Source organism: Streptomyces sp. R41 (assembly GCF_041053055.1).
Lineage (GTDB): Bacteria > Actinomycetota > Actinomycetes > Streptomycetales > Streptomycetaceae > Streptomyces.
Genome location: NZ_CP163443.1, coordinates 6,018,785 through 6,035,169, shown reverse-complemented (window position 1 = coordinate 6,035,169; position 16,385 = coordinate 6,018,785). Strand labels below are relative to the sequence as shown.

Genomic DNA, 16,385 nt, shown 5'->3' with positions numbered 1-16,385 from the left:
CAAGATGATCAAGCCGCTCCGGCGGCTCCAGCGGCTCCAAGGGTGATCCAGAAGCGGTCCTCACCCTGTGCCCGACCGTCTGGCACACCGCCGTTGGCCCGGATGACCCGACGTGACGGTTCGTTGTCGGCGTCGCAGGTCAGCAGGACGCGGTCGAGGCCCAGACGGCGGCATTCGGCGAGCCCCGCCGCGAGCATCCTCGTGGCGTGGCCCTGTCGGCGCCACGGTGTGACGACGTGGTAGCCGACATGGCCGCCGACCTCGGCCAGTTCCGGTGTCAGGCTGTGCCGGACGACGAGCGTGCCGAGGTAGTGCTCACCCGAGACGTACCAGAAGACGGTGGACGGGACACCCCAACGTTCCCGCACGCCGCGCCGCTGTGCGACGAACGCCTCGAAGTCGTCGCCCGCCGGTCCGAGCCACTCCGTGCTGCGTCCTTCCGCCTCGCAGTCGGCACGCTCACCTGCCAGGTACGAGTCCCGCACCGTCGCTGTCGGCCAGACGAGACCGGGCTGTTCCTTCAAAGGGGTCATGCCGTTCAGTCTTCATCCAACTCCGCCGCGATTCCTCCCATTTTCATTCCACAGGGATCTCCTGGCATTCGTCCCGGCGTCTCCCACACCGCGTCCCTAGCGTGGCCAGGGTCCGTGCATCCCGTCTCAGTCCAGCGCGGGCAGGCCCCGGGCTCCCACAGTGGAGGAGCCCGGGGCCTTTCGGCATGGCCGGCTCTCAGGAAACCCCCAGGTTTCTGCAAGCGGCTCCTCATGAAGAGGGGGGAGAGTCGGCGCCATGGCCGAGCACTCCACGCCCAAGCACAGACTCCTCGTCGTGGAGGACGAGGCGAGCATTCGCGCCCTGTTGGAGTCCACGCTGCGGCTCACCGGGTTCGAGGTGAGCAGCGCGGACTCCGGCGCGTCCGCCCTGCGGGAGGTCGAGCGGTTCGGCCCGGATCTGATCCTGCTCGACGTGATGCTGCCCGACCTGGACGGTTTCGAGGTGACCCGGGCGATGCGGGCGGGCGGCAACAACACACCCGTACTGTTCCTGACCGCGCGCATCGACGTGTCCGACCGCATCGCCGGGCTGAGGTCCGGCGGGGACGACTACGTCACCAAGCCCTTCAGCATCGAGGAGGTGCTGCTGCGGATCCGGGCGATCCTGCGCCGCATCGGCACGGAGGAGCCGCCGTCCGGCGACGCGGGCGAGAACCTCCTGCTCTTCGCCGACCTGCGGCTCGACGAGGCCGCGCACGAGGTGCACCGCGCGGACCAGTACGTGCCGCTCTCCCCCACCGAGTTCCAACTGCTCGCCTACCTCATGGCCAACGCCAACCGGGTGCTGAGCCGGACACAGATCGTCCAGCATGTGTGGGGCTACGACTTCGCCGGTGACTCGCGCATCGTCGAGACGTACGTCAAGTACCTGCGCAAGAAGATCGACCGCTTCGATCCGCCGCTCATCCACACGGTCCGCGGAATCGGGTACTGCCTGCGGCTGCCCCGCGAGCACGAACACGACCGGACCACGGAACGGACTGTCGGCCACGACCGGACCGCGGACCGGACCGCCGGCCGGTGAAGCGGCTGTCGACCGTACGGCGCCTGATACGGGTGGAGCCGCTCCGCGTACAGGTGGAGCCGCTCCGCGTACGGATGAAGCCGCGCTCCCTGCGGCGCCGTCTCGTCCTCGGCATCACCGTCGTCGCCACCGCAGCGGTGCTGGCCGCCGAGGTCATCGGCTTCGTCGTCCTGCGGTCCTGGCTGATGGACGGCCTCGACGACCAGCTCACCGGCTTCCGCACGCCCGTCAAGGCGTACGCCGACGCGGTGAGCGGACACGGGTTCCCGAGCAGGTTCACCACCCCCGGCTCCCTGCCCTCCGACTTCCGGGTCTCCTTCTACGACTCCGACGGCCGCCTCCTGAGCGCCTCGCTCGGCGACCCACAGCCGTCGGCACCCGACCTGTCGTCCGACGCCGACGACCTCGGCCTGACCGCGGGGCGGCCCACCACCGTGCCCGCCACGTCGGGTGGCGGCCACTGGCGGGTCGTCCTGCGGAACGGCCCCGACGGCATGAAGGCCGTCGTCGCGCTGCCCATGGACACAGTGGACGGTGCCACCTCCAAGATCCTCCTGGTGGACGGCGTACTGCTCGCCCTCACCATCGCCTGCGTCGTGCTGCTCGGTCGCTGGGTCGTACGGCTCGGGCTGCTGCCGCTGACCCGGATGGAACACACCGCCGCGGACATCACCGACGGCAACCTCGACCTGCGGCTGCACGACACCGACGAGCGCACCGAGACCGGGCGGCTCGGCCGGGTCCTGAACACCATGCTCGAACGGCTCCAGGGTGCCCTGCGCGAACGCGAGACCTCCGAGGCCAGGCTGCGCCGCTTCGTCGCCGACGCCGGACACGAACTGCGTACGCCGCTGACCACGATCCAGGGCTTCGCCGAACTGGCACTGCGCCACGAGCAGCAGTCCGCCGAGGGCAGACGCGAGGCGAACCGGCTGATCGCCCAGAACGCGGAACGCATGAGCCTGCTCGTCGACGACCTGCAACTGCTCGCCCAACTCGACCAGGAACCCTCTTACCGCCGGGATCCCGTCGACCTCCTCTCGCTGGCCGCCGACGCCGTGAGCGCCGCCGCCCTGGGCAGCGGCGGCCGCCCGATCGGCCTCGATCCGCTGCGCAGGGGGGACGAGTTGGAGCTGGTGGAGACCGTCGGCGATCCGCACCGGCTGCGGCAGGTCGTCGAGAACCTGCTGTCCAACGCGCGGACGCACACTCCCGCGGGCACCCCGGTCCACGTACGCGTCGGAGCGGTTCGGGCCGGCCCGGACACCGGTGGGGCGGACCGGCCCGGCCGCGTCGGCGCGTCACCGCCTCTGCCGTACGGAACTGCCGTCGGCGTAATGGAGATCGCCGACGAGGGGCCGGGGCTCGACCCCGAGGACGCCCAGCGCGTCTTCGAGCGCTTCTACCGGGTGGACCGGTCCCGGTCCCGGTCGCACAGCCAGGGCGGCAGCGGGCTCGGGCTCGCCATCGCCGCCGCGATCGCGCAGGGGCACGGCGGCCGGCTGGAACTGGACACCGCGCCGGGGAAGGGCTGTACGTTCCGGCTGGTCCTCCCGCGGTCCTGAACTCGTGGGCCGGGCCCGTGTGATGATGGCTGGGGATCAGCCACGGGGATATGGGGGGCGCGGACATGACCAGCCGCTTGTTGATGCCGTGCCGACGCTCGGATGCCGTACGGGTCAGGACGCCCGAGCCCGTACCCGGCTCGACCCGGCCCACCGCGATCCTGGACTGGGAACACCCGGTCGTCCGGGAGTTGGTGGAGCGGATCCCGGCGAACGGCGACGTCCGCGAGTCGCTGCGCCAGGCCCACGGGACCATCGCGCGCGAGGTGCGGCCCGTGTATTCCGTGGACGACCTGCGCCGCGCCTCAAGGACACTGGAGCTCGGGCGCGGGTCGTGCAGCCAGCGGATGGCGGTGCTCGAAGCGGTCGCGCGGGCGCTGGACGTTCCCACCCGGGTGCGGGGACTGCTGGTGGACGGCTCCTTCTGGTATCCGCGCTTCCCTCGCCTCAAGCCGCTCGTACCGGAGCAGGTCCTGCTGGCATGGCCCGAGTTCCTCCTGGAAGAGGAATGGGTCCCGATCGCCGAGCTCTTCGGAACCCTGACCGAGCTGAGCGCGGCGTCCGGCGGCTTCACCAACAAGGGCGGTGAGACCCTCTTCGACGCGGTGGCCCGTACGGCGGTGGACTCGGACGGCGGGACGGCCGCGAGCTGCGCCGGCGCCCCGGGCACCGTCTGCGACCTCTCAGCCCAAGTCCGCCTGGACCTCGGCCACTTCACCTCCCGCGACGAACTCTTCGCCCGGCACGGCCAGACCCTGTGCCTGGCGGCACGGACACTCGCGGAGCCGGTGCTGGGGCGGTGGAGCGCGGGGGCTCGCGTCGGCAGGGGCTGAGGAAAGGTTTTTCGCCCCCTCCGCCCCTACCCATTCCCGTACCTGGGGGCTGCGCCCCCAGACCCCCGCTAAAAGATCGCGCAGTTCCCCGCGCCCCTGAAAAGGGGCGCGGGGAACTGCGCGACCAGCCCGGGCAGGGGCGGAGGGGGGCGAAAACCGCCGACCTAGCCGACGTGGACCCGTGGGCGGCGGGAGCGGTTGGGTTCGGCCTCGCGGAGGACCTCTCGGGTGACGGGGGCGACCTCGCCCTGGCCGAAGAGGAAGAAGCGGAAGAAGTTGGTGAAGGGGTTGCCCTCGGTCCACTCGAAGTAGATGTGGGGGGTGCAGCCGGTGGAGTCGCGGACGTGGAGGAGGAGGGCGGCCAGGGCGTTGGGGATGGAGGAGGACTCCAGGGTCAGGACGCGGTAGCGGCCGTGGAGGACCTCGCCCCGTACGTTCAGGCCCGCCTCGAACTCCGAGGGATCGAGCACGGTGACCTCGAGGAAGACGAAGTCCTCCTGGGCCGGGAGGTCGTTGTCCGCCCGGATCTGCTCGACCTTCTCCCGGTACTCGGTGATGTCGCGGTTGTCGGGCTCATTGGCGATGAACCGGATCCGCCGGCTGGCGATGTCCCGTACGAAACGTTCCGCCAGGTCGTCCAGCTTCACGCTGGTGACGCGCAACTCGAAGGCACGGGCCAGCCGGGACAGGAGCGAGACGAGGATGATGCCGGCGATGAAGCAGGCGCCGATCTTCACGCCGTCGGGGCGTTCGATGACGTTCACGACGGTGACGTAGAGGAGGACCGCCGAGACGATGGCGAAGGCGATCGTCCAGTTGCGCTGCTGGGCCTTGCGTGCGGCGATGGTCACCGCGATCGCCGCGGAGGACATCAGGACCAGGACACCCGTGGCGTAGGCGCCGCCCTGCGCGTCGACGTCGGCGTCGAAGATCCAGGTGACCAGGAAGGCGACCAGGGTGAAGACGATCACCATGGGGCGGACGGCGCGCGCCCAGTGCGGGGCCATGCCGTAGCGGGGCAGATAGCGGGGCATCAGGTTGAGCAGCCCGGCCATGGCGGAGGCTCCCGCGAACCACAGGATGGCGATCGTCGAGACGTCGTAGACCGTGCCGAAGGCGTTGCCGAGGTACTCGTGCGCCAGATACGCCAGCGCACGGCCGTTGGCCTGGCCGCCGGACTCGAACTCCTTCTCCGGGATGAGCACGGTGGTGATGAAGCTGGTGGCGATCAGGAACACGCTCATGATCAGGGCGGCCGTGGTCAGCAGTTTCTTCGTGCCCCGGATACGGCCCTTGGGGTTCTCCTCGGTGTCCCCGGGGTCGCCCTCGACGTGCGGCATGACCGCCACACCGGTCTCGAAGCCGGACAGACCGAGGGCCAGCTTCGGGAAGACCAGCAGGGACACCCCGATCATCGCGAAGATGTTTCCGTGTTCGGCGGTCAGGGCGCTGGACCAGTCGGTGACCACATGCCCTGCGGACATCACATGCCACAGTCCGTTGATCACGACCACGGTGTTGAGCCCCAGATAGATCGCCACCAGGACCACGGCCACCCCGATCGCCTCCAGGAAGCCCTTGAGGAAGACCGCGCCCAGCAGCGCGACCAGGATCAGCGTGATCAGCATCTGCTTGTCGTGGAGTGTGGCGGTCAGATGGGGGTTCTCGACGAGGTGGGTGGAGGCGTCCGCCGCCGAGAGGGTGATGGTGATCAGGAAGTCGGTGGCGGCGAAGCCGAGCAGGGTGAGGACGAACAGCTTGCCCTGCCAGAAGGACAGCAGCCGCTCCAGCATCGCGATGGAACCCTCGCCGTGCGGGCTCTCCTCGGCCACCCTCCGGTAGACGGGCAGTGCGCCCGCCAGGGTGACTATGACGAGCACGATGGTGGCCACGGGGGACAGCAGACCGGCCGCCAGGGCTGCGATGCCCGGCTGATAGCCGAGGGTGGAGAAGTAGTCGACGCCGGTCAGGCACATCACCCGCCACCAGCGCTGTCCCTTGTGCGCGGGCTCCGGCTCGACGGCGCGCTGCCCCTGCTGGTGCCTGGCCATGTCGGACAGGCCTTCCAGCATCCACCCGCGCAAGCGGCTCGTGCGGGCGTCGTGGTCGGTGGCGGCCATCGGCGTGCTCCTGACGTACGGCTCTTCGAAAGTTTCCGGCCATCGAGGACACGGCAGGACCAGCGTATGCAGGGAGTGATCCCCGGGCCCACGGATAACTGGGCCAAACGCGTCAAGACTGCGTTAAGACCGGCCGGTCGCGCCCTTCCCCGGTCACGCTTCCCGGGCGGTGAAACCGTCCTGATCCCCCGCATCCCCGCACCATGCGGCGCAGCGCACAGCATGCCGCCAAGCGTGCCCCCGGCACCTTCCAAGACCCCGGGCGGCTCGACCTCACCCGGGAGGTGGCACGTGGCGCCGGGCACATCGCATACGGGCACGGCGCGCACCCCTTCATCGGCGCCGCGCTCGCCAACCTGCAGACCGAGGTGATCCTCGAACAGCTGCTGCCGCTGCGCGGCGAGGGTCTCACCCTCGCCGTCGACCGGGACGCCGTCGAGCGCGTCGGGTTCGCTGGCGAGGGGGACGTATCCCGTCGGCCTGCCGGTCCGGTTCTTCGGCTGAACGGCGCGAGCCGGACGCGTCAAGGCGCCGTCAAAGTCGCCTGAGGAGGCATCAGGAGGGCGTCAAGGGACGACAGTCGTGGCCGAAACCGGTCGCAGACTGAGCGGCACGGGGGACACGGGCGAGCGTCCGTGGCATGCCGCTGGAGGGGCTCGTGACGATCACGGCCGGTTCTTCACGCAGTGGGGTTGCGGGGGTCAGGACTGTCTCACAGCCTCGGCGCGGACCGGTCGGCGCTCCGCCCGGGCGCAGGCCGCCCGGTCCGCGGCCGCGCCGGAGGTTACGGCCGGGCCGTCCGGGCCGGCGCCTCCGTCGTGAGGCCGTGGCCGCGCGGGCCGCTCTGCGCCGCCGCTACTGGGCCACCGTGCCCGCGCGGCTGCGTCTGCTGCGCGCGGGCACGGTCTCGCTCGCCACCACCCTCGCCCTGCTGCTCCTGCTCGCCGCACTCGCCGCCACCGGCACCTGGAACGCCGTCGCCGAACGCGACGCGCCCCGCACCACCACTGCCGCCGACCTCAACCTCGCCCTCAACGACATGGACGCCCAGGCCGCCAACCTCCTGCTGTCCAGCGGCAACGCGGGCAAAGGGCGCCTGGGAACGCCGTACGACAAGGCGTACGGCTTCTACGGCGAAGCCCGTCGCGAGATCGGCCACGACCTGCGCGCCCTCGCCGTCGCCGCCCAGGGCGACCGGGCGGACGAGCGGACGGTGGAGTCCCTCACCGACAACTTCGCCGAGTACCAGGAACGGATAGGGCGCGCCCTGGAGAACGACGGCCGCTCCGGCGGCAAGGCGGCCGCGCTCGAGGACTACCGTACGGCGACCGATCTGCTGCAGGGCCAACTCCTTCCGGAGGCCCGCACGTTGGTGGACTCCAACAACAGCGCGTTCAACAGGGAGTACGCCGAGGCCCGTTCGACCCTCGCCGCCCAGCTCGCCGCCGTCGTAGCACTCGGCGCGCTGCTGCTCGCCGCGCTCGGCGTCCTCCAGTGCTACCTGACACGGCGCTTCCACCGGATCCTCAACCCCGGCGTACTGGCCGCCACGGTCTGCGCCCTGCTCGCCGTGATCCTCGGCACCGAGGCGCTCTCCGCCTCCGCCGAGCATCTGCGCGGCGCCCGCCGCGACGCCTTCGACTCCGTCGTCGCGCTCTCCCGCGCCCGCGCGATCGCGTACGACGCGAACGCCGACGAGAGCCGGTGGCTCCTCGATCCCGAGCGGCGCTACCAGTACGGTCCGTCCTTCCTCGCCAAGTCGCAGAAGCTGTACGGCATTTCAGGGGCAACCCTGTCGAACTACGACGCCGAGCTGGACCGGACCTGGCAGATGTACGAAGCCGACCACGACGACCTCGATTTCACCGGGGAGTTCGAGCGCGAGCTCGCCAACATCACCTTCCCCGGGGAGCGGGCCGCCGCCGAGAAGACGGTCGAGACGTACGCCGTCTACCAGCGCGACGACCGCAAGATACGCACACTGGTCGCGCAGGGCCAGGAGCGCGAGGCCGTCGAGTTCTGCATGGACTGGCAACCGGCCACGTCCAACGCGCATTTCGCGGAGTGGATGACCGCGCTGGGCGAGCTGACCGACATCAACCGTGACCACTTCGTGGCGGCGGTGCGGGCGGGCCGCTCCGAGGCGACCGGGCTGCTTCCCTGGACATGCGCCTTGCTCCTCACCGGGGCTGCGCTGACACTGCTCGGCTTGCGCCCACGACTCGCGGAGTTTCGCTGACCCACCGCTTTTTCGCCCCCGCCGCCCCTACCGATTCCCGTACCCGGGGGGCTTCCCCCCCAGACCCCCCTGGGTTGTCTTTCGGGCGCCTGCCGGGGAGGGCTTGCCGTGCAGTTCCCCGTGCCCCTTACGGGGCGGCGGGGGCGAGCAACCATCACCTGCGGCTACTCGTGGCGGGAGCCGGCCCGGGGCTGCGGGTGCTGGGGCTCGCCTCGGCGGAATGAGCCCGGGGCCCGGGCCGCCGGGCGGTCGGCGCGGGCCGAGGAGGTCAGCTGCCACGGGACGCTGGTGACCATGACGCCGGGAGTGAAGAGGAGACGGCTCTTGAGCCACAGGGCGGACTGGTTGTGGAGCAGGTTCTCCCACCAGTGGCCGACGACGTACTCGGGGATGAAGACGGCGACGATGTCCCGCGGGCTCTCGCGGCGGATGGAGCGGACGTACTCCACGACCGGCCGGGTCACCTCGCGATACGGAGAGTCGATGATCTTCAACGGAACCTCGATGCCGTACTCCTCCCAGCGCGTGCGGAGCGCGGCCGCCTCGTCGCGGTCGACCGAGACCGTGAGGGCCTCCAGCTGGTCGGGGCGGAAGGCGCGCGCGTAGGCGAGGGCGCGCAGGGTCGGCTTGTGGATCGTGGACACGAGCACGATCCCGAACACCCGGCTGGGCGGGACGAGTTCACCGCGCGGGTCGGTCACTGCCAGCTCCGCCGCCGTGGCGTCGTAGTGCCGTCGGATCCCGCGCATCATCACCCACAGCACGATCGCCGCGAGCACCGCCAGCCACGCGCCCTGGGTGAACTTGGTGGCAAGGACGATCACCAGGACCAGCCCCGTGACGACCGCGCCGAACGCGTTGACCACGCGGGCCGTGTGATGGCGACGGCGCGTGACCGGGTCGGGTGTCGCGCGCAGCTCGCGGTTCCAGTGCCGGACCATGCCGAGCTGGGAGAGCGTGAAGGAGGTGAACACGCCCAGGATGTAGAGGTGGATGAGGCTGGTGACGTTCGCCCGGAAGCCCCACAGCAGCAGGCCCGCGACGACCGCCAGGGCCACGATGCCGTTGGAGAAGGCGAGCCGGTCGCCCCGGTTGTGCAGCTGGCGGGGCAGGTAACGGTGTTGGGCAAGGATCGACGACAGCAGCGGGAAGCCGTTGAAGGCCGTGTTCGCGGCCAGGATCAGGACCAGCGCGGTCGCCGCCTGGATGAAGTAGAAGCCGACGCTGTGCTCGCCGCCGAAGACCGCCGCCGCGATCTGCGCGATGACGGTGCGCTGCGTGTACGAGGAGCAGTCGCCGTTCAGGCCGGTCAGACGGCAGGAGTCACCGGTGATGTGCACCTTGGTGATCAGCGCCAGCGCGGTGACGCCGACGAACATGACGATCGCGATGATGCCCATCGCCGCCATCGTCGAGGCCGCGTTCTTCGACTTGGGCTTGCGGAACGCCGGTACGCCGTTGGAGATCGCCTCCACGCCGGTCAGTGCCGTACAGCCGGACGAGAAAGCGCGCAGCACCAGCATGACGAGGGCCAGGCCCGTGAGATGCGCGTCCGAAGGGGCCGGCGTGACACCGTACTTTGCGCTCTCGGCGACCGGCGCGTCCCCGAGGAAGTACCGGATCAGACCGGTGATCACCATGATCAGGACGCCGCCGATGAAGAGGTAAGTGGGTGCGGCGAAGGCCCGCCCCGACTCGCGTACGCCTCGCAGGTTCATCGCCGTCAGGATCGCGACGAAGCAGAGCGCCAACAGGACGCGGTGGTCGGCGAGTTGGGGGAGGGCCGAGATGATGTTGTCGACGCCGGAGGCCACCGAGACGGCCACCGTCATGACGTAGTCGACGAGGAGCGAGGCGGCGACGACCAGTCCGGCGGACGGGCCGAGGTTCGTGGACACCACCTCGTACGAGCCGCCGCCGCTGGGATACGCGTGCACCACTTGGCGGTACGAGAGCACCACGACCGTCATCAGTGCCACGACCGCGGCCGCGATCCAGGGCGTGAAATGCAGATACGCCAGTCCGCCGAGCGTGAGGACCAGCAGGATCTCCTGCGTCGCGTACGCCACCGACGACAGCGGGTCCGAGGCGAAGATCGGCAGCGCGAGCCGTTTGGGCAGCAGCGTCTCGTGCAGCTCTTCGCTGCGCATCGCCCGGCCGATCACCAGCCGCTTGAGGATCCCCGTCACGTTGAGCACGGGCGGAGGGTAAGCCGGGGGAGGGGCACGGAGGGGGAGGGTGAGCGGCCCGCAGGGCGTTAAGGGACCGTTAGGGTTTCGTCGGACACGTACATATGGAGCAAAAGGGCGCCCGTACGAGGAGCGGGCGGGCGTCCGCAAGGGGAACAACTGAGCGTCCGTACGTGGAGCCATTGGTCGCCCCGGCCCGGCAGACGCGGATCAGTCCAGCCCCGACACCTTGAACACCGTCAGCGCAGTCTCGCCGTCGATGCGCTGCGAGACGCGGTGCAGCGCGGTCGCCCCGCACATGAGCGAGCCGCGGAGGGCGGAGACGCGGGTGTCCTCGTCCAGGCGGTGCCACAGTGCGGGATTGGCGACGAGGACCCGGGGGTCGATCTCCAGGCTCGCGCCGAAGGTGTCCCGCAGGACGAGCCGTTGGCCGACGCCGTCCAGAACACGCACCGACACCAGGTGGTCGGTCCGTACCCGCCGGGCGCGCAGCAGCCCGCGCGAGGCCAGCCAGCCCTCACCGGCGGCGACCCGGGCGGGGCAGAGGACCAGGAACAACAGCACCGCGAGGGAGACCCACAGCAGGGCGCGCAGGTCCGTGAGGGTGCCGGCGGCCCGGTCGATCAGCAGCAGGAGGCCGAGGAGCGCGGCCGCGCAGCGGATCGAGCTGCGTACGTCCCGGGCCCAGAGGCGGTCGTGTGCCGCTTCCGCGGGCGGTGGTGGGGGTGCGCCGACCGCGTTGCGCACGTCGTTGCGGCTTTCCATATGACCGACCGTAGGGGCCTGGGAGGCCGGAGGCAGCATGCCTTGACGGGTCTCTGATGGGGCGGCGCGTCAAGGATGCGACAAGGGCGTACGGGCCGCCGTAAGGGAGCCGTCAACGACGGACGAATCCGGCCGGCGAGGCGCTTTTCTCTAACAGTCCGTTCAACCCGAACCTCATCTAGGAGCTCACGATGGCCGACGTGGCCTTCGTCGTCACCACGATCGCGGTGTTCGCGCTGGTGGCCCTCGTCGCCAAGGGGGTGACGAAGCTGTGACCGCCGAGGCTGTATTCATCGGCGGCGTCGGCTTCGCGGTGTCCGTCGCCCTGCTGGGCCATCCCGTCCCCGCCTCCGGACATGTGGAGGTGACGCCGTGACCGTCGAAAACATCGTCGGCCTGATCGTGGCCGTCGCCCTGCTGGGCTATCTCGTCCTCGCCCTCGTCTTCCCGGAGAGGTTCTGAGCACCAACATGAGCCCCGTCCTCGCCGGCGTGCTCCAGCTGCTCGCGCTCATAGCGGCACTGGCACTCGCCTACCGTCCCCTCGGCGACTACATGGCCAAGGTCTACTCCTCCGACAAGCACCTGCGCGTCGAGAAGTGGATCTACAAGGGCATCGGCGCCAACCCCGACACCGAGATGCGCTGGCCCGCGTACCTGCGCGGCGTCCTCGCCTTCTCGGCGGTCAGCGTCTTCTTCCTCTACCTGCTGCAGCGCATCCAGGGCCACCTCCCCGGCTCGCTCGGTTTCAAGTCCATCGATCCGGACCAGGCGTTCAACACCGCCGCGTCCTTCGTGACGAACACCAACTGGCAGTCGTACTACGGCGAGCAGGCCATGGGCCACGTCGTGCAGACCGCCGGTCTGGCCGTCCAGAACTTCGTCTCCGCGGCCGTCGGCATCGCGGTGGCCGTCGCGCTCGTGCGCGGCTTCTCCCGCTCCCGCACCGGTGAACTCGGCAACTTCTGGGCCGACCTGGTGCGCGGTGTCGTCCGGATCCTGCTGCCGCTCTCCGTCGTCGCCGCGATCATCCTGGTCGCCTGCGGGGCGATCCAGAACTTCTCCGGCATCCACGAGGTCGGCCAGTTCATGGGCGGCTCGCAGCAGTGGAACGGCGGCGCGGTCGCCTCCCAGGAGGCCATCAAGGAGATCGGCACCAACGGCGGCGGTTACTTCAACGCCAACAGCGCCCACCCCTTCGAGAACCCCACCCCGTTCTCGAACCTCTTCGAGATCTTCCTGCTCCTGGTCATCCCGTTCTCCCTGACCCGCACCTTCGGCCGCATGGTCGGCTCGCTGCGCCAGGGCTACGCGATCCTCGCCACGATGGTCACCATCTGGGTCGGCTTCATCGCCCTGATGATGTGGACCGAGTTCGCCCACCATGGCCCGGCGTTCCAGATCGCCGGCGGTGCGCTGGAGGGCAAGGAGGACCGCTTCGGGGTCGGCGCCTCGTCGATCTTCGCGGTGTCCACGACGCTGACCTCGACCGGTGCGGTGGACTCCTTCCACTCCTCGTTCACCGGCCTCGGCGGCGGTATCACCCTGCTGGGCATGCAGCTGGGCGAGATCGCACCCGGTGGTACCGGCTCCGGCCTCTACGGCATGCTGATCATGGCGATCATCGCGGTGTTCATCGCCGGTCTCATGGTCGGCCGCACCCCCGAGTACCTGGGCAAGAAGATCGGCACCCGTGAGATCAAGTTCGCGGCCTGCTACATCCTCATCACCCCGGCGCTGGTGCTCATCTTCACCGCCGCGGCGATGGCCCTGCCGACGCCGGGCAACTCGATGACCAACAGCGGGGCGCACGGATTCTCCGAGATCCTGTACGCCTACACCTCCGGCGCCAACAACAACGGCTCGGCCTTCGCGGGTCTGAACGCCGATACGCAGTGGTTCAACACCACGATCGGCCTCGCCATGCTGCTCGGCCGCTTCCTGCCGATGGTGTTCGTGCTCGCGCTGGCCGGTTCGCTCGCCGAGCAGAAGCCGGTCCCGGCGACCGCGGGCACCCTGCGCACCGAAAAGCCGCTGTTCACGGGTCTCCTCGTGGGCGCGATCCTGATCATCACCGGTCTGACCTACTTCCCGGCCCTGGCGCTGGGTCCGCTGGCCGAGGGGCTGGCGTCATGACCACTCGTACGACTCGTATAGAGAAGCAAGAGGACTCGATGTCCACAGCCACCCCGACCCGGGCGCCGCACAGTGATGTGCCGACCGGTCACAAGGACGAAGGACGCGTCGGCGCGGGTCTGTTCGACCCGAAGCAACTGCTCACGTCGCTGCCGGACGCCTTCCGCAAGCTCGACCCGCGGGTGATGGTCAAGTCACCTGTCATGTTCGTGGTGTTGGTCGGCTCGGTCCTGACGACGGTCTTCTCCTTCAAGGACCCGAGCGACTGGTTCGGCTGGGCGATCAGCGCCTGGCTGTGGCTGACCGTGATCTTCGCCAACCTGGCGGAGGCGGTGGCCGAGGGCCGCGGCAAGGCGCAGGCGGACACCCTGCGCAAGGCCAAGACCGACACGGTCGCGCGTCGGCTGTCCAAGGATGGCAGGACCGAGGAACAGGTCCCCGGCACCGAACTGCGCGTCGGCGACCTCGTCGTCTGCGAGGCGGGCGACATCATCCCCGGCGACGGTGACGTCGTCGAGGGCGTGGCGTCCGTGGACGAGTCGGCGATCACCGGTGAGTCGGCGCCCGTCATCCGCGAGTCCGGCGGCGACCGCTCGGCCGTCACCGGGGGTACGAAGGTCCTCTCCGACCGGATCGTCATCAAGATCACGACGAAGCCGGGCGAGACCTTCATCGACCGCATGATCGCCTTGGTCGAGGGCGCGGCACGGCAGAAGACGCCCAACGAGATCGCGCTGAACATCCTGCTGGCGTCCCTCACGATCGTCTTCCTGCTCGCGGTGGCCACCCTGCCGCCGTTCGCGGACTATGCGGGCACGCATCTCACGATGGTCGTCCTGGTGGCCCTCCTGGTCTGCCTGATCCCCACCACCATCGGCGCGCTGCTCTCCGCGATCGGCATCGCGGGCATGGACCGGCTGGTGCAGAGGAACGTACTGGCCATGTCCGGGCGGGCAGTCGAGGCCGCGGGCGACGTCTCGACGCTCCTCCTCGACAAGACCGGCACCATCACCCTCGGCAACCGCCAGGCCTCCGAGTTCGTGCCGGTGACCGGTACCACCGAGGCCGAGGTCGCCGACGCCGCCCAGCTCTCCTCGCTGGCCGACGAGACGCCCGAGGGCCGCTCCATCGTCGTACTGGCGAAGGAGAAGTACGGGCTGCGTGAGCGCCACCAGGGCGAGCTCGCGGGCGCCGAGTGGATCGCCTTCACCGCCCAGACGCGGATGTCGGGCGTGGACGTCGACGGGCGCAAGATCCGCAAGGGCGCGGCCGGTTCGGTCATCGCCTGGGTGAAGGGGCAGGGCGGCGAGGTGTCCGAGGACGCCGACACCCTGGCCAACCGGATCTCCGAGGCAGGCGGTACGCCGCTGCTCGTGGCCGTCGAAGACATCGACGGCGCCCGGGTGTTGGGCGTCATCCACCTCAAGGACGTCGTCAAGGAAGGCATGCGCGAGCGGTTCGACGAGCTGCGCCGCATGGGCATCAAGACCGTCATGATCACGGGTGACAACCCGCTGACAGCCAAGGCGATCGCCGACGAGGCGGGCGTCGACGACTTCCTCGCGGAGGCGACTCCCGAGGACAAGATGGCGCTGATCAAGCGAGAGCAGGCGGGCGGCAAGCTCGTCGCGATGACCGGTGACGGCACGAACGACGCGCCGGCGCTGGCCCAGGCCGACGTGGGTGTGGCCATGAACACCGGTACCTCGGCCGCCAAGGAGGCCGGGAACATGGTGGACCTGGACTCCAACCCCACCAAGCTCATCGAGATCGTGGAGATCGGCAAGCAGCTGCTGATCACCCGAGGTGCGCTGACGACCTTCTCGATCGCCAACGACGTCGCGAAGTACTTCGCGATCATCCCGGCGCTGTTCGCGGCGGTCTACCCGGGCCTGGACAAGCTCAACATCATGCACCTGTCCTCGCCGGACTCCGCGATCCTGTCCGCGGTCATCTTCAACGCGCTGATCATCATCGCGCTGGTGCCGCTCGCCCTGCGCGGTGTGCAGTACCGGCCGGTCAGCGCGGACAAGTTGCTCCGCCGCAACCTCGGGATCTACGGCCTCGGCGGACTGATCGCACCCTTCATCGGCATCAAGATCATCGACCTGATCATCTCCCTCATCCCCGGGCTGTAATTTTTTGAAAGCGTGCTGATCACCATGAACAACTCGGTTACGAACACTGCCCGGTTGCTCTGGGCCGGCCTGCGAGCCCTCCTGGTGCTCACGGTGGTGACAGGCGTCCTGTACCCGCTCGCCGTCACCGGTGTCGCCCAGGGCCTGCTCTCGGACAAGGCGAACGGCTCGGAGATCAAGTCCAACGGCAAGGTCGTGGGCTCCTCGCTGATCGGCCAGTCCTACAACCTGCCGCTGAAGAAGGGCCAGGAGACCCCGGAGCCCGACCTGAAGTGGTTCCAGGGCCGCCCGCAGAACGGTCTCGGCACCAACAGCGTCAACACCCAGTACAAGCTGATCCTGTCCGGCGCCACCAACCGTTCCGGTGACAACAAGGACCTGATCGACTGGGTGACCGCAGCCAAGAAGGCCGTCATCAAGGACAACTCGGTGAACGGCTACACGGTCAAGCCCTCCGACGTCCCCGCCGACGCGGTGACATCCTCCGGCTCAGGGCTGGACCCGGACATCTCCCCCGAGTACGCGGACATCCAGGTCCACCGCATCGCGGAGAAGAACCACCTGTCCGTCGCCCAGGTCCAGAAGCTGGTCGACGAGCACACCGAGGGCCGCACCCTCGGCTTCATCGGCGAGCCCACCGTCAACGTCCTCGAACTCAACATCGCACTCAAGGGACTTGCGGCGAAGAGCTGATGGTCTTACGCGCACCACGCGGGAGTTGGCGGCCGAGGGCATCCCTCGTGTTCGTCAACTCCCGCCGTCATGACCCCGGTTGCCCGCTCACCGGTCCGCCGGACAACGCTCCGTACAAAAGGAAAGGCGC

14 protein-coding genes are annotated in these 16,385 nt (G+C 69.3%); 9 read left to right on the top strand and 5 right to left on the bottom strand.

The features are described 5' to 3' along the window. Positions 1-8: 8 nt before the first annotated feature. Positions 9-533, bottom strand: a complete 525-nt coding sequence (locus AB5J53_RS27630) for a GNAT family N-acetyltransferase (protein ID WP_369248346.1) — start codon at positions 531-533, stop codon at positions 9-11. A gap of 256 nt (positions 534-789) precedes the next feature. On the opposite strand from AB5J53_RS27630, the gene AB5J53_RS27625 reads away from it, so the two are divergent. The 3 genes from AB5J53_RS27625 (at position 790) to AB5J53_RS27615 (ending at position 3,976) form a co-directional block, all read left to right on the top strand. After that, on the top strand, positions 790-1,578 hold the full coding sequence (locus AB5J53_RS27625) for a response regulator transcription factor (RefSeq protein WP_369248345.1): 789 nt from the start codon (positions 790-792) through the stop codon (positions 1,576-1,578). Positions 1,579-1,652: 74 nt separating this feature from the next. Continuing rightward, positions 1,653-3,143, top strand: coding sequence for a sensor histidine kinase (locus tag AB5J53_RS27620; RefSeq protein ID WP_369252505.1), 1,491 nt, complete (start codon positions 1,653-1,655; stop codon positions 3,141-3,143). Between the two features lie 65 nt (positions 3,144-3,208). Next, positions 3,209-3,976: a transglutaminase domain-containing protein gene (locus tag AB5J53_RS27615; RefSeq protein WP_369248344.1), complete on the top strand. Its 768-nt coding sequence runs from the start codon at positions 3,209-3,211 to the stop codon at positions 3,974-3,976. 164 nt (positions 3,977-4,140) lie between these two features. On the opposite strand, the gene AB5J53_RS27610 is transcribed toward AB5J53_RS27615, so the two are convergent. Beyond that, the gene (locus AB5J53_RS27610; RefSeq protein ID WP_369248343.1) at positions 4,141-6,096 is read right to left on the bottom strand and encodes an amino acid transporter; all 1,956 of its coding nucleotides are present in this window, start codon (positions 6,094-6,096) and stop codon (positions 4,141-4,143) included. A 203-nt stretch (positions 6,097-6,299) separates the two neighbouring features. Here AB5J53_RS27610 and AB5J53_RS27605 point away from each other — a divergent pair, with 203 nt between their 5' ends. Continuing rightward, entirely contained in the window at positions 6,300-6,644 is a 345-nt protein-coding gene (locus AB5J53_RS27605; protein WP_369248342.1) for a hypothetical protein, read from the top strand. A gap of 278 nt (positions 6,645-6,922) precedes the next feature. Further along, positions 6,923-8,335: a hypothetical protein gene (locus tag AB5J53_RS27600; protein WP_369248341.1), complete on the top strand. Its 1,413-nt coding sequence runs from the start codon at positions 6,923-6,925 to the stop codon at positions 8,333-8,335. A gap of 164 nt (positions 8,336-8,499) precedes the next feature. Here the strand turns inward: AB5J53_RS27600 and AB5J53_RS27595 are convergent, their stop codons facing one another. The 3 genes from AB5J53_RS27595 to AB5J53_RS27585 form a co-directional block, all read right to left on the bottom strand. Further along, positions 8,500-10,533 (bottom strand): amino acid permease, encoded by a 2,034-nt coding sequence (locus tag AB5J53_RS27595; protein WP_369248340.1) that lies wholly within the window; start codon positions 10,531-10,533, stop codon positions 8,500-8,502. 201 nt (positions 10,534-10,734) lie between these two features. After that, positions 10,735-11,289 (bottom strand): hypothetical protein, encoded by a 555-nt coding sequence (locus tag AB5J53_RS27590; RefSeq protein ID WP_369248339.1) that lies wholly within the window; start codon positions 11,287-11,289, stop codon positions 10,735-10,737. 178 nt (positions 11,290-11,467) lie between these two features. After that, positions 11,468-11,647 carry a hypothetical protein gene (locus tag AB5J53_RS27585; protein ID WP_369248338.1) on the bottom strand — a complete coding sequence of 60 codons (180 nt, stop codon included), beginning with the start codon at positions 11,645-11,647 and terminating at the stop codon, positions 11,468-11,470. A 14-nt stretch (positions 11,648-11,661) separates the two neighbouring features. On the opposite strand from AB5J53_RS27585, the gene kdpF reads away from it, so the two are divergent. The 4 genes from kdpF to AB5J53_RS27565 are packed head-to-tail and all read left to right on the top strand — an operon-like array spanning position 11,662 to position 16,255. Then, on the top strand, positions 11,662-11,751 hold the full coding sequence (kdpF, locus tag AB5J53_RS27580; protein ID WP_046925563.1) for a K(+)-transporting ATPase subunit F: 90 nt from the start codon (positions 11,662-11,664) through the stop codon (positions 11,749-11,751). An 8-nt stretch (positions 11,752-11,759) separates the two neighbouring features. Further along, a complete protein-coding gene (gene kdpA, locus AB5J53_RS27575) occupies positions 11,760-13,424 on the top strand; it encodes a potassium-transporting ATPase subunit KdpA (protein ID WP_369248337.1) in 1,665 nt (554 codons plus the stop codon). A 38-nt stretch (positions 13,425-13,462) separates the two neighbouring features. After that, positions 13,463-15,562: a potassium-transporting ATPase subunit KdpB gene (gene kdpB / locus AB5J53_RS27570; RefSeq protein ID WP_369252503.1), complete on the top strand. Its 2,100-nt coding sequence runs from the start codon at positions 13,463-13,465 to the stop codon at positions 15,560-15,562. Positions 15,563-15,586: 24 nt separating this feature from the next. Then, entirely contained in the window at positions 15,587-16,255 is a 669-nt protein-coding gene (locus AB5J53_RS27565) for a potassium-transporting ATPase subunit C (RefSeq protein ID WP_369248336.1), read from the top strand. Positions 16,256-16,385: the final 130 nt, after the last annotated feature.

Bases quoted from the DNA above. Each gene is read 5' to 3' on its own strand.
- AB5J53_RS27630 (WP_369248346.1), bottom strand. From the start codon at position 533: ATGACCCCTTTGAAGGAACAGCCCGGTCTCGTCTGGCCGACAGCGACG.
- AB5J53_RS27625 (WP_369248345.1), top strand. From the start codon at position 790: ATGGCCGAGCACTCCACGCCCAAGCACAGACTCCTCGTCGTGGAGGAC.
- AB5J53_RS27620 (WP_369252505.1), top strand. From the start codon at position 1,653: ATGAAGCCGCGCTCCCTGCGGCGCCGTCTCGTCCTCGGCATCACCGTC.
- AB5J53_RS27615 (WP_369248344.1), top strand. From the start codon at position 3,209: ATGACCAGCCGCTTGTTGATGCCGTGCCGACGCTCGGATGCCGTACGG.
- AB5J53_RS27610 (WP_369248343.1), bottom strand. From the start codon at position 6,096: ATGGCCGCCACCGACCACGACGCCCGCACGAGCCGCTTGCGCGGGTGG.
- AB5J53_RS27605 (WP_369248342.1), top strand. From the start codon at position 6,300: ATGCGGCGCAGCGCACAGCATGCCGCCAAGCGTGCCCCCGGCACCTTC.
- AB5J53_RS27590 (WP_369248339.1), bottom strand. From the start codon at position 11,289: ATGGAAAGCCGCAACGACGTGCGCAACGCGGTCGGCGCACCCCCACCA.
- AB5J53_RS27585 (WP_369248338.1), bottom strand. From the start codon at position 11,647: ATGTCCGGAGGCGGGGACGGGATGGCCCAGCAGGGCGACGGACACCGC.
- kdpA (WP_369248337.1), top strand. From the start codon at position 11,760: ATGAGCCCCGTCCTCGCCGGCGTGCTCCAGCTGCTCGCGCTCATAGCG.
- kdpB (WP_369252503.1), top strand. From the start codon at position 13,463: ATGTCCACAGCCACCCCGACCCGGGCGCCGCACAGTGATGTGCCGACC.
- AB5J53_RS27565 (WP_369248336.1), top strand. From the start codon at position 15,587: ATGAACAACTCGGTTACGAACACTGCCCGGTTGCTCTGGGCCGGCCTG.